Raw genomic sequence first — 12,078 nt, 5'->3', positions numbered from 1 at the left:
ATTGATAGGGAGAATGGAGTATAAGAAAGGACGATAGATGAATGGCGAAATATGGACAAAGGTTCGATTTTCAGCTGTATGTCATTACCGGCGCGAACTATCATCCAGGCAGAAGGCTGGTTGACGTCATCGAGCAGACGTTGATCGGGGGAGCGGATGTGATCCAGCTGCGGGACAAATATGCTTCAGAGCAGCAAATTTTGGAGCAAGCACGCGAGCTGAGGGAGCTGACGAGAAGATATGGCGTCCCTCTCATTATTAACGACTATATCGATATTGCCATCGAGGTCGAGGCGGACGGCGTTCATCTAGGGCAGGACGATATGACGCTTGAGGAGGCGCGCAGAAGGCTGGGGCCGGACCGCATTATCGGCATTTCGACGCACAATCTGGAGCAGGCGTTGGCAGCACAGGCGGGCGGAGCTGATTATATCGGCGTCGGACCTGTCTATCCGACAGGTACGAAGCCAGGCCGGGCGGCGGTGACGACCCGCTATGTGCGAGAAGCTGCCGATAACGTGACGATTCCGTTCGTCGCCATCGGCGGCATTACATTGGCCAATGTTGATACGGTGCTCGAAGCGGGCGCGAAGCGCATATGCGCGGTATCAGCCGTAGTTGGAGCGGACGACCCAGCCGCTGCATGCCGCGCGTTCAAAGAGCGCATTGCGGCATACAGCGCAGCAGCGGCATCCGTATCGGCGCAGCCGCTATCATCCTCAAATGCTGCTGAAGCTTCGGAGATCGTATATTTGAGCGTAAAGATCAACGGCAAGGAGCAGCGGACGACGGCGAGAACGATTGAGGAGCTGATCAAGCAGCATAATCTGGAAGGCAGACGGCTCGTCGTTGAATTGGATGGCGAGATCGTCGAACGGGACGGATGGAAGCGCACATCGCTGCGTGAAGGCTCTGAGGTAGAGCTTGTTCATTTTGTAGGGGGAGGCTGAACATAGATGACAACGGTGAACAACGAAGCAGCGGTTCATTCCGATCCGCTTATTATTGCAGGAACGACTCTGAACTCTAGACTGCTGTTCGGTACAGGGAGATTTCCGAGTCCGTTCGTGCTAAAACAAGCGCTTGAAGCTTCTGGGACGGAAGTGGTGACGTTCGCGGTGCGGCGGATTAATCTGGAGGAGGTCGAGGACGACTCAGTGCTGCAGCATCTGCACGATCGGAAGCTGCATTACCTTCCGAATACGTCGGGGGCCAGCAATGCGGATGAGGCGGTGCGCATTGCGAAGCTGGCGCGTGCAGCCGGTCTAGGCAGCTGGATCAAGGTCGAAATTAGCGCCAATCCGCGTTCGCTTCTGCCCGATCCGATCGAGACGCTGCGGGCGACGGAGCTTCTAGTAAAGGAAGGCTTTGATGTTCTGCCTTATACGACCGACGATCCGATTCTGTGCAAAAGGTTGGAGGAAGTCGGCGCGGCTGCTGTTATGCCGGGCGGAGCTCCGATCGGCACAGGGCTTGGCATACTGAATCCGTACCATCTCGGTCTGATCGTCGAGGAAGCGAAGGTGCCGATCATCGTCGATGCGGGACTTGGCGCTGCGGCTGACGCCGCGCAAGCGATGGAGCTTGGCGCCTCCGCTGTGTTGATGAATACGCCGATCGCGAAGGCGAAGGACCCTGTCGCTATGGCGCGAGCCGTGAAGCTTGCGATCGAAGGAGGTCGGCTGTCTTATCTGGCAGGCCGCATTCCGAAGAAACGTTACGCCTCTGCAAGCAGTGCGCTGGAAGGCTCGCTTTATTCTCCGCTGGAGCCAGAGGGAGCACAGTAATGAGCGGGCATGTGCTTATTGCAGGAGGCGGCATTATCGGTCTGTCTTGCGCCTTCGAGGCGGCGCGGCGCGGCAACCGGGTGACGGTCATCGAGCCGAATCGGTTCGGCGGTCAGGCATCTGGCGCGGCAGCCGGTATGCTTGCTCCCTATTCTGAGAATCCGGAGCAGCCGGATGCATTCTTCGAGCTATGCCGATACAGCCTTGACCGGTATGAGCAATGGGTAGAGGATGTTGAGCATGCTTCAGGCCTTAAAGTGGAATGGATGCGAACGGGAAGCTTGAACATCGCGTTTCATGAAGCGGATGTACTGCCGATGCAGACGAGACTCATTTGGCAGAATGCGCGGGGAGCACGATCTGAGCTCGTCGAAGGAGCAGCGCTTCGCAGCTTGGAGCCGCGGCTGACGGAACGGGCGGCAGCTGGTCTGTACTGCCCGGTGGAAAGCCACGTCTTCGCACCCAAGCTGGTCGAGGCGCTGTACGAGGCTTGCCGCCGGATCGGCGTGCAGCTGGTAGAGCAAGCAGGGGCTGTAACGACAGCCGATTGCGGAGCATCACATTCGCCGGCTGCGGCGGGCGGCGTATCGATTACGACTGCGTCCGGTGATTGTTACGAAGCGGACCGGCTCATCCTATGCGCAGGAGCATGGAGCGGAGCTTACGAGCAAGCGCTCGGATTCGCGCCCGAGGTGCATCCGATTCGCGGGCAAATATGCTCCTTCGAGGCGCCTGTTGAAGAAGTGCGCCATATGGTATTTACGAGCCAGGCATATTGGGTCGGGAAAATGAACGGGACGGTCGTCTGCGGCGCTTCCGAGGACGTTGCCGGCTTCGATACGACGGTGACCGATCGCGGCATTGACCGCCTGATTCGGGCAACAAACCGGACGTTCCCGTTCCTCGCTGGCAAGCCGACTGTGAAGCGATGGGCTGGCCTTCGTCCTGCCACCCGAGACGGCAGGCCGCTAATCGGCGTGCCGGACGGCATACCGAGCGTCATTGTGGCGGCGGGACATTACCGCAATGGCATTTTGCTCAGTCCGGGCACCGCGCATATCGTCGGTGATCTGCTGGAAGGGAAAGGACCGGCCGTCCCGCTTGGCGAGTTCCGGCCCAACCGATTCGCCTCCTTGGCGACAGGGTTTAGGTAGAGGAATAGATGAGGCTGTCCTAATGTCATGAACTTGACGGGACGGCCCTTTTTTTATCCAAGTCTAATATGTACGGCTTTACAGCGATACGAGCAGCTGGAGCATCCGCTGCTCAGCACGAGGGACGCTGCCCACAAACCGAGTGACGCGCCTAGGGGGGAATGCATATATTGCCAATGACATCTTAGGTGGAAGAAGGAGAGGGCTATGCCGAAAAGCAATAAGGGGAAATCACCCAAGGGACGGAAGCCGCTTTTTTTTGTAGACAATCCGAACACTTCCGAGCTTCGTTGGCTGGATGAGGAGAGAAAAAAGAAAAGTCGGGAGAAGACGAATGCAGACGGTGTGCCAAAGCAGGAGCTTGACCGGTCCAATACCGCACAAGTATCGCTCCATTCTGTGGCTGCTCCTGCCTTGCCTGAGAACGATACGATCGTGCAGCCGCCGGCTGCTGGGGCCGAGCCATCGAATGTACGGCCGTTGGCTGTGGAGAGCGGGGCCGTCATTTTGCCGCATGTGCTTGGAACGACGATACGCCCCGCGCGTCCGGTTAAAGGCTCGGGCAAGGAATCCAACACAGGGAATAAAATTAATTCGGCCGCGAAGCTTGCCAAGTCTGATGCTCCTGCAGCGGAATCGAACGCCGTAAAGCCGCTCTCTTCAGCAGAAGCATCGGCTGCGCAGTCTGTTAAGTCCGTGGAGCTTGTTCATCCTGCGGCGGTCGAACAACAGTCCCTTGCCGCTGCCGCTCAGATGGATGAGCAGACGAAACGTGAACGGATCGAGGAGCGTAAGCAGCCGAATAAGCCTGCACCGATTATTTATTCGGATGATTTGGCTGACGAGTCGGTCATCAGTGAGAAGCTCGCGCCTGGTGCAGTCAAGAGCAGCAACATTCAGCTTGGAGCGGTTGTAACGGCTTCGATTGCTGATTATGCTGTTGAATCGATCAAAATTGCGGACGGCGCGATTACATCCTCGAAGCTTGCATCAGAGGTCATTACGGGCGAGCATCTGGCCAAAAATGCAATTTCCGGTCAAAAAATACGCGATCGCTCAATAACGGGAGATAAGCTGCGCGACAACAGTGTGACGAGCGAGAAGCTGGCAGACCGTACGATCAGCTCGGACAAAATTGCGGAAGGCTCGATCGATACCATCCATCTGAAGCCGTTCATTATTACATCGGAGCTTATCGGCGAGCAGGCGATTACATCCTCGAAGCTGCGCCATGGCTCGATTGTAACGGAAAGCTTGGCGAACGAGTCGGTCAATGTAGCGAAATTAGCCGATGGAGCTGTAACGAAGGAGAAGCTGCGCAGCGGCGCGGTTACGAGCGACAAAATTGCGGCCGAGGCCGTAGACTCGCACCATTTGAAACCGGGACTGTTGCTGGCTGAACATGTATCACTCGGTATTATACAGGGAAAGCACTTAGCTCCGGGCGAAATCGAAGGCGAGCATCTAAAAGAAGGGACGGTTGGCTCTAGAGAGCTGGCATCCGCATCGGTCGCTTCCTCTGCGCTTGCTCATGATTCCGTAGCCTCGGAGCATCTTCAAGACAATGCGGTGCTTGGCAGCCATATCGCTTCTGGCCAAATCGAAGCGCAGCATATTATGGATGAGTCGCTGACCGCTTCGAAGCTGTCGGAGCAGGCGGTTACAACGATTAAGCTGGCAGACCACGCCGTAACGTCTTCTAAGCTGGCCGACAGCAGTATAACAACGGCGAAGCTGGCGGATGACATTATATTTAGCAAGCATCTGACCAAAGCGTCTATCACGTCTGATAAGCTGGCGGAAGGAATCGTAGAGCAGAAGCATATCGCGAAGGGTGCAGTGTCCGCTAATGAACTGAAGCAGGATGCGGTTCATACAGAACATTTGCAGAATGACTCCGTGACGTCCGACAAGCTGGCTCCCAGCTCTGTACTGGAGGAGCATATTGGCTTCGCAGCTGTTGGCATGGCGCAGATTGCTGATGGCTCCATCTCTGACAGCAAGCTGGTCGATGGTGCAGTCACAAGCTCGAAACTGGCTAAGCAAGCAGTTGCACGGGATCATCTGATGGATGAAAGCATTACGTTTGACAAAATTGCGCCTGCTGAGATTCGGGCCTATCATTTGTCAGCGGGCGCAGTGACGACTGAGGCGATTTCAGACGAAGCGGTAACAGGCTCTCATATTTGTCCAGGTGCAATTAGCGCGAAGCATATCGGGCCCTTCGCCGTCGAGACGAGTGCGGTTGCCGACAGCTCTATTACGTCGGCGAAAATTGCCCCGCATGCGATTACGGAGCGGCATCTCGGCTTCGGTACAGTATTCGCACACCATTTGGCCGATTATGCGGTAAATTCGCTCAAGCTATCTCCAGAATCGATTACGACCGACAAGCTGACCGATTATTCGGTTACGACCTCGAAGCTGGCTAATTCGAGCGTTACGAGCGATAAGCTGGATGCTGGCAGCGTCGGGTATATGCAGCTGATGGAGGGTGCGGTTAGGAGCAGGCATATCGCCAGCGGCGCAGTCGGGTCCGCTCAGCTTGCGGCCGATTCAATTAAGACGAACCATTTTGCGGCAGGCTCCGTGACAACTGATAAGCTGGCAGACGGTGCGGTTACGGGAAAAAAACTAGCGGATGGAGAAGTACAAGAGCACCATCTGGCTGCAAATTCAGTCGGCAGTATGCAATTAGTGGAGCAATCCGTATACGGTATTCATCTTACGCCTCAAAGTGTCGGCTCTAGCCATCTGCTGAAGGAATCGATCGAAACCGATCATTTGTCTCCGGAAATTGTCGGCAGCATTCATCTGCAGATGGACGCCGTCGGTTCGAAGCATTTACAGCATGGGGCGGTTGAGTCCATTCATTTGCAGGAAAACGCGGTGAAGTCCGTCCATCTGTCGGAGGCTGCAGTACGGAGCAGCCATCTGGCAGCTGATTCGGTTAATGCGGAGCATTTGGCGCCGCAATCGGTTAGCACGCAGTCGCTGCAGAAGAATGCGGTAACAGGCGATAAAATTGCATCCGGAACGATCGGTGGCGAGCATCTGGCTCTAGAGTCGATTTCGGGCAAGCATTTGAAGGCGGAATCGATTCAAGGCTACCATTTGCGCAAAGGCTCGATTACGCTCGCGCATATGGCTGGCGAAGCGTTATCGTTCGATAAGGCGCCGGAAGGAAGCATTCATGGCAGCAAAGTGAAGCTTGGCACGCTGACGGGCGAGCACTTGGAAGCGGGCAGTATTCGCGGCGAGCAGATCACAAGCGGAAGCATCGGAACTCGTGAGCTAGCGGATCGGGCCGTTACGGCCGAGAAGCTGGATGATCACGCGATATCGGCCCGTCATGTGGTGCCTGGTTCAATCGATTCATCACGAATTGCGGCAGGGGCGGTGACGACAGACCAACTGGCGGAAGGATCGGTAGGAGAGCTTCAATTGGCACTGGGGGCGGTCGGCGATAGCAAGCTGCGGGACGGTGCGGTTAGCACGCAGAAGCTTGCTGACGGCTCGGTGACGGAGGAGAAGCTGGCAGCGGCTGCGGTTACGAGTGATAAGATTGCATTCGGCGCAATAGACGCTACGAAGCTGGCAGATGGTTCTGTAGGCGTGCTGCAGCTATTGGAAGGCAGTGTTACAAGTGCGAAGCTTGCACCGGGCGCCGTATTGGGCGTGCATATTGCGGCAGGAGCTATCGGAACGGGAGAGTTGTCAACGGCGGCTGTCACGGGAGGAAAGCTTGCCGACGGCTCCGTATCAGAAGCAAAGCTTGCCGACGGCTCCGTAACGTCCGATAAGCTCGCTTATGGTGCTGTAACAGCAGGGAAATTAGCGGATGCGACGGTTGGTGAGAAGCAGCTGCTGGAAGGCGCGGTAACCGCATCGAAGCTGGGCGAGGGTGCTGTCGGAACGAGCAAGCTGATAGATGGCGCGGTCACTGCCAGCAAGCTGTCCATATCGTCAGTTGGCAGCGAAGCGCTGATGAATAACGTGGTGACGGAGGCGAAGCTGGCTGATGGTGCTGTAACCTCAAGCAAGCTAGCAGATGGCGCTGTGACGGCGGGCAAATTGGCACAAGAGGTGGTTGGCTGCGAACAGTTAGTCGATGGGGCGGTAACAGAAGCGAAGCTCGCCATAGGTTCGGTGACGAACGATAAGTTGTCAGAAGGAGCGGTAACGGCAGGCAAATTGGCACAAGAGGTGGTCGGCAGCGAGCAGTTGATTGACGGTTCGGTAACGGAAACAAAGCTGGCTAAAGCATCCGTGACGTCAAGCAAGCTCGCTAACGGGGCCGTTACGGCGGGCAAATTGGCAGAGGAATCGGTCGGCAGTGAGCAATTGATCGACGGCTCGGTAACGGGCACAAAGCTGGCAGATGGCTCCGTAACGCCTGACAAATTGGCAGAAGGATCTGTAACGATAGGGAAACTAGCAGCTGCGGTAGTCGGCAATGAGCAGCTCATCGACGGCTCGGTAACGGGTACAAAGCTGGCAGATGGCTCCGTAACGCCTGACAAATTGGCAGAAGGATCTGTAACGATAGGGAAATTAGCAGCTGCGGTAGTCGGCAATGAGCAGCTCATCGACGGCTCGGTAACGGGTACAAAGCTTGCTGACGGCTCTGTAACACCTGACAAATTGGCAGAAGGTGCTATAACGGCAGGGAAATTGGCCTCAGCCACAGTCGGCAGTGATCAGCTTATTGACGGCTCGGTAACGGAAGCAAAGCTAGCAAACGGCTCAGTCGGTCCGGAGCAGCTTGCGGATATTGCAGTTCGGTCGGCTCATATCGCATTCGCCAGCGTGCTGCAGGAGCACATTCATCCGGGAGCGGTTGGCAGCAACCAGTTGGCCGATGACAGTGTCGGACCGCAGCATTTGAATGCGGGAGCGGTCAAAAGCAAAGCGATCGCGGACGGCAGCATTGGCGTCAGCAAGCTGTCTCCTGACGTCCTCGGCATGATTAGCAAGCCGTTAATCGGAATAGGCGTGATTCAGTCGCGGCATCTTGCACCGGGTGCGGTGGAAGCTGCCCATCTTACAGCCGGCTCAGTTGGCTCGCGAGAGTTGGCGACAGGCGCAGTTGGCGTCGAACAGTTAGCGTTCACTCCGGTATGCGCTCCGTCTGGCACAATTGTTCCTCTACAGCAGTTCGGTCTAGCTCCCTTTGCCTTCAATGGGCAGGAGGAGACGTGTGACGTCATCATTTCGTTCGATGAGCCGTTCAAGGATTCGTACTATTCGTTCGTTGCGATGACCGATCATCCGGCATGTATCGCTACCTTGAAAGACAAAGCCGACGACTTCGCGGTCGTATCTGTATCTCGGATTCGGTTCAGCACCGAGCCTGTCGGCTACATTAACTGGATTGCAATCGGGGCAAGAACCCGTTCATAGCGGTATGATACTGGGGCTGTTCAGAAAGTCTGTGAAGCAAAAGCGGACGGATGAACAGCCCCTTTCTCCGATTTAAACTCGCATGTGGAAAAATATAAAAACGCGTTGTGTATGTGAAATTACTGCAAGGAGTGCATGAAGTGGTCGCCCTTTCATTCGCATGCGGCAAAATGACTGCACAGGCTGCAAAAATTTGGCCTCGCAAGAGATCGAAACGGACTCCTAACGCGAAATTTGATTTAGCGGACAGCCCCCTTCTTACGCTTTGGGGAGGGATGTACATACGCCGTTGCGAAGCAAGCTGACCGACATAAGATATTCAATATAACACCAACTGTATGTTCATAGAGCCGATCCTTCAATCATTCGTGAGGAGGTGATCGTATGGGTCGTGCATCCGGTGTGCGTGCACGGCATGGCAGGTCCGGAAGGAGACAGCGGCGCCGTCTCTTGAGGGCATCTTTTCGAAGACGGGGAGTTATGCGAAGCCGAAGCCTGCGGCTGCGGGCCAGAAGAGCTAGACGCAAATATACGGCGATGTCTGCGGCAAGCCGGTACAAGTCTGTAGGACCAGTGCAGACACTTCCGGAGGAGGGAGAGAATGACCGGCGCTCGGACGCTGCCCCGTTCGTATCGGTCATTATCCCAGTCATGAATGAGCGAAGGACGATCCGGCGAGTCATTCGCGAGGCGTTGGCTGTACACCCTTCAGTTGAAGTGATCGTGGTAGCGAACGGCTCGATGGACGGATCGGCCTGTATTGCTAGTCAAGCCGGCGCTCGAGTCATTGAGTACAAGGCTCCGCTTGGCCACGATGTCGGACGTGCGATAGGCGCGCAGGCTGCACGCGGCAAGGTTCTGCTGTTCATTGACGGCGATATGATCATTCCTGCGAGCCGATTAAGGCCGTTCGTACAGGCTGTAGCTCAAGAAGGGGTCGATGTCGCATTGAACGATTATTCCGGGCCGACGGCCAAGCTGAATGTTCACAGTGTCGTGCTGGCTAAGCATGCGCTTAACGTGCTGCTCGGCCGTCCGGATCTGGAAGGGGCCTCGATGACCGCGATTCCGCATGCGGTCAGCCGAGCTGCATTAGAGAGAATCGGGACGGAGACGCTTGCCGTACCACCGCTGGCGCATGCCAAAGCTGTACAGTCAGGTCTATGCGTCATGCTGGTGCGGCGAATTAACGTCGGTAAGCTGAATCCGCCGCGAATTGCGCGAGAACGTATCAGCCCGCTGGAGAATGTTATCGTTGGGGATCATCTGGAGGCGGTCAACTGGATGATAACCAAAACTGGTGAGCGGTGCGGATACGAGGATCGGTTTCGGCAAAGGCACTATGCGAGGTGACGGACGAATGAGAAGCAGACGCAAGGCTGGCGGGAGAGCTAAACGGCTCGGAGTATCGCTGCTTCCAGGCTGCCGTGCAGCAGCTGTCGTTATGGCCTATAACGAGGAGCAGACGCTTCCGCTCGTCCTGGAGGAGCTTGCGAAGCTTCCGCTCGAAGAAACGGTTGTCGTCCTTAATGGCTGTACGGACGGGAGCTTCTTCTCAGCAAGATCGTTTCCGGGCGTAACTATCGTACATTATGCAGACAGGATCGGCCATGACGTTGGCAGGGCGATCGGAGCTAGATTGTGTAAGGCAGATATCGTGTTGTTCGTGGACGGAGATTTTCGGATTCCAGCCGAGCAATTGAAGCCTTTTATCGCTGCTGTAGCAAGAGGAACGGATGTCGCGCTGAACAATATTTCGCCATATTTGCCGCTGTTCCGTGATTGGGACGATGTGACGAAGCTTAAAGCGTTTCTGAATTTATCGCTCGGCAGACCGGAGCTCCATGCGAATTCGCTTACTTCGGTTCCGCATGCGTTGTCAAGAAGGGCAATCGAACGAATCGGCACTGCGCTGCTCGCCGTACCGCCTAAGGCACAGGCTGCCGCGATTACAGAAGGACTTGTCGTTGCTGCAGCGGGCTCGGTCAATGTGGTGGCAGCGAACCGGATACGGAAGGGCAATGTCGGACGCGATAATGAAGTGGCAAGGCTTATCGTCGGCGATCATATCGAAGCGCTTAAGCATATTATGGACAAGAGCGGAGCCCGGCTGTCGAAGACGGACCGAAATCGGCGCAGAGATGTTATCGCAAGGAGCGGAATATGATGACCAGCAAGCTGACCAGCATTATTATCCCGTCTTTTAATGGCCTTACGCTGCTTCAGCGTCTGATCGATTCGATCCGCGAGCATACTGATCCGAAGGCTACACCATATGAAATTATCGTCGTTGATAATGGATCGTCGGACGGTACGTGTCAGTGGTGCATTGACCAGCGCATCCCGTTCGTGTCGCTTGCAGACAACGTCGGGTTTCCGGCCGCCTGCAACCAAGGGCTTCGGATCGCTACAGGCGATCAGCTCATGCTGTTGAACAACGATATTGTCGCGACACCGAATTGGCTTGCTAATCTGTCTGCCGGATTGGAGCAGGAGAGCGATATTGGCTTGACCGGGCCGATAACGAACTATGCGAGCGGAATTCAGCAGGCGGATTACCGCTTCGACAGCTTAGAGCAATTTATGGTGATTGCAGCTGACGTGAACCATCCGGACGCTAGCAAGCGGGTGCGCGTCATGCGGATTGTCGGGCTGTGCATGCTGTTTAAACGTGAGGTGTATGAGAAGGTAGGGGAATTAGACGAACGGTTCTCGCCCGGTCATTACGAGGATGACGACTATTGCTTGCGCATTCGGATGCACGGCTACAGCTTGTTAATGTGTCAAGATGCGCTTATTTATCACGAAGGCAGCGCGAGCTTCCGCCGCACTAGCAGCGCGGAGGTTGAGCAGCTTATTGCGCGGAACCGCCAGTTGTATATCGACAAGTGGGGCATCGATCCCGGTATATTTATCGGCACATGACGGATGGGCTTGGAGCCCTGTTTTTATGCAGGAAGGGGCATGGTTTTGAAGGCTGTCATATTGGCTGGCGGAACGGGAACGAGGCTGCATCCGTTAACCGGATTGCTCAATAAGCATATGCTGCCCGTCGGCCGTTATCCTATGATTCATTATTCGATCGTGAAGCTGAGGGAAGCGGGCGTTACCGACATTTTGCTTATTACGGGCCGCTCTTCAGCAGGTATGCTCATCTCCTATTTGGGCAGCGGCTCGAAGCTTGGCGTTACGATGACCTATCGCATTCAAGAAGAGGCAGGCGGGATAGCGCAGGCGCTCGAGCTGGCACGTCCATTCATTCGGGAGTCGGAGAAATTCGTCCTGCTGCTAGGCGATAATTTATTCGAGGACGCTTTGGATGGTTATGTGCAGCAATTCGAACAGCAGGAAGAAGGCGCCATGGTGCTTCTTAAGCAGGTAGAGGATGCACGGCGCTACGGCGTTCCGACGTTCGGAGAGGACGGGAAATCGATTGCCGTCATTACAGAGAAGCCGGAACATCCGGCTACCGATTATAGTGTGACGGGCATTTATTTCTACGATGATTCGGCTTTCAGTCTAATCGAACAGCTCGTACCTTCCGGTCGGGGGGAGCTGGAAATAACCGATTTGAACAATGCATACGCCCGACAGGGGAAGCTGTCTTATGCGGTGCTTCGCGGCTGGTGGGTTGATGCCGGGACGTTCGAGTCGCTGCATGAGGCGTCCGGCCGAATGCTAACGCTACACATAGAGCCTGACAAAGGGAGCGAAACGGAATAACCGAGGTGAAA

Annotated in this window: 8 protein-coding genes; all 8 read left to right on the top strand. The window is 55.6% G+C overall.

All coding sequences use genetic code 11. The annotated features are described in order from the left end of the window. Positions 1-41 precede the first annotated feature (41 nt). A complete protein-coding gene (thiE, locus tag PXY01_RS12780) occupies positions 42-950 on the top strand; it encodes a thiamine phosphate synthase (RefSeq protein ID WP_127570402.1) in 909 nt (302 codons plus the stop codon). A gap of 6 nt (positions 951-956) precedes the next feature. Next, entirely contained in the window at positions 957-1,787 is an 831-nt protein-coding gene (locus PXY01_RS12775) for a thiazole synthase (RefSeq protein ID WP_127570401.1), read from the top strand. Then, positions 1,787-2,941: a glycine oxidase ThiO gene (gene thiO / locus PXY01_RS12770; RefSeq protein WP_127570400.1), complete on the top strand. Its 1,155-nt coding sequence runs from the start codon at positions 1,787-1,789 to the stop codon at positions 2,939-2,941. Before PXY01_RS12775 ends, thiO begins: the two co-directional genes overlap by 1 nt. A 207-nt stretch (positions 2,942-3,148) precedes the next feature. After that, complete coding sequence (locus PXY01_RS12765) at positions 3,149-8,344, top strand: WIAG-tail domain (protein ID WP_127570399.1); 5,196 nt, start codon at positions 3,149-3,151, stop codon at positions 8,342-8,344. A 384-nt stretch (positions 8,345-8,728) separates the two neighbouring features. Continuing rightward, positions 8,729-9,697, top strand: coding sequence for a glycosyltransferase family 2 protein (locus tag PXY01_RS12760; RefSeq protein ID WP_127570398.1), 969 nt, complete (start codon positions 8,729-8,731; stop codon positions 9,695-9,697). A gap of 7 nt (positions 9,698-9,704) precedes the next feature. Continuing rightward, positions 9,705-10,511, top strand: a complete 807-nt coding sequence (locus tag PXY01_RS12755) for a glycosyltransferase family 2 protein (RefSeq protein ID WP_127570397.1) — start codon at positions 9,705-9,707, stop codon at positions 10,509-10,511. Further along, a complete protein-coding gene (locus tag PXY01_RS12750) occupies positions 10,511-11,269 on the top strand; it encodes a glycosyltransferase family 2 protein (protein WP_127570491.1) in 759 nt (252 codons plus the stop codon). The genes PXY01_RS12755 and PXY01_RS12750 overlap by 1 nt, the downstream gene beginning before the upstream one ends. A 45-nt stretch (positions 11,270-11,314) precedes the next feature. After that, the gene (locus PXY01_RS12745; RefSeq protein ID WP_127570490.1) at positions 11,315-12,067 is read left to right on the top strand and encodes a sugar phosphate nucleotidyltransferase; all 753 of its coding nucleotides are present in this window, start codon (positions 11,315-11,317) and stop codon (positions 12,065-12,067) included. The last annotated feature ends 11 nt before the right edge of the window (positions 12,068-12,078 follow it).

Source organism: Paenibacillus xylaniclasticus, from assembly GCF_004001065.1.
In the GTDB taxonomy this organism is placed as follows: domain Bacteria; phylum Bacillota; class Bacilli; order Paenibacillales; family Paenibacillaceae; genus Paenibacillus_T; species Paenibacillus_T xylaniclasticus.
The sequence above is the reverse complement of the archived record's forward strand: the minus strand, read 5'-3'. Positions and strand labels throughout refer to the sequence as shown.

Bases quoted from the DNA above. Each gene is read 5' to 3' on its own strand.
- PXY01_RS12750 (WP_127570491.1), top strand. From the start codon at position 10,511: ATGACCAGCAAGCTGACCAGCATTATTATCCCGTCTTTTAATGGCCTT.
- thiO (WP_127570400.1), top strand. From the start codon at position 1,787: ATGAGCGGGCATGTGCTTATTGCAGGAGGCGGCATTATCGGTCTGTCT.
- PXY01_RS12755 (WP_127570397.1), top strand. From the start codon at position 9,705: ATGAGAAGCAGACGCAAGGCTGGCGGGAGAGCTAAACGGCTCGGAGTA.
- PXY01_RS12760 (WP_127570398.1), top strand. From the start codon at position 8,729: ATGGGTCGTGCATCCGGTGTGCGTGCACGGCATGGCAGGTCCGGAAGG.
- PXY01_RS12765 (WP_127570399.1), top strand. From the start codon at position 3,149: ATGCCGAAAAGCAATAAGGGGAAATCACCCAAGGGACGGAAGCCGCTT.
- PXY01_RS12775 (WP_127570401.1), top strand. From the start codon at position 957: ATGACAACGGTGAACAACGAAGCAGCGGTTCATTCCGATCCGCTTATT.
- thiE (WP_127570402.1), top strand. From the start codon at position 42: ATGGCGAAATATGGACAAAGGTTCGATTTTCAGCTGTATGTCATTACC.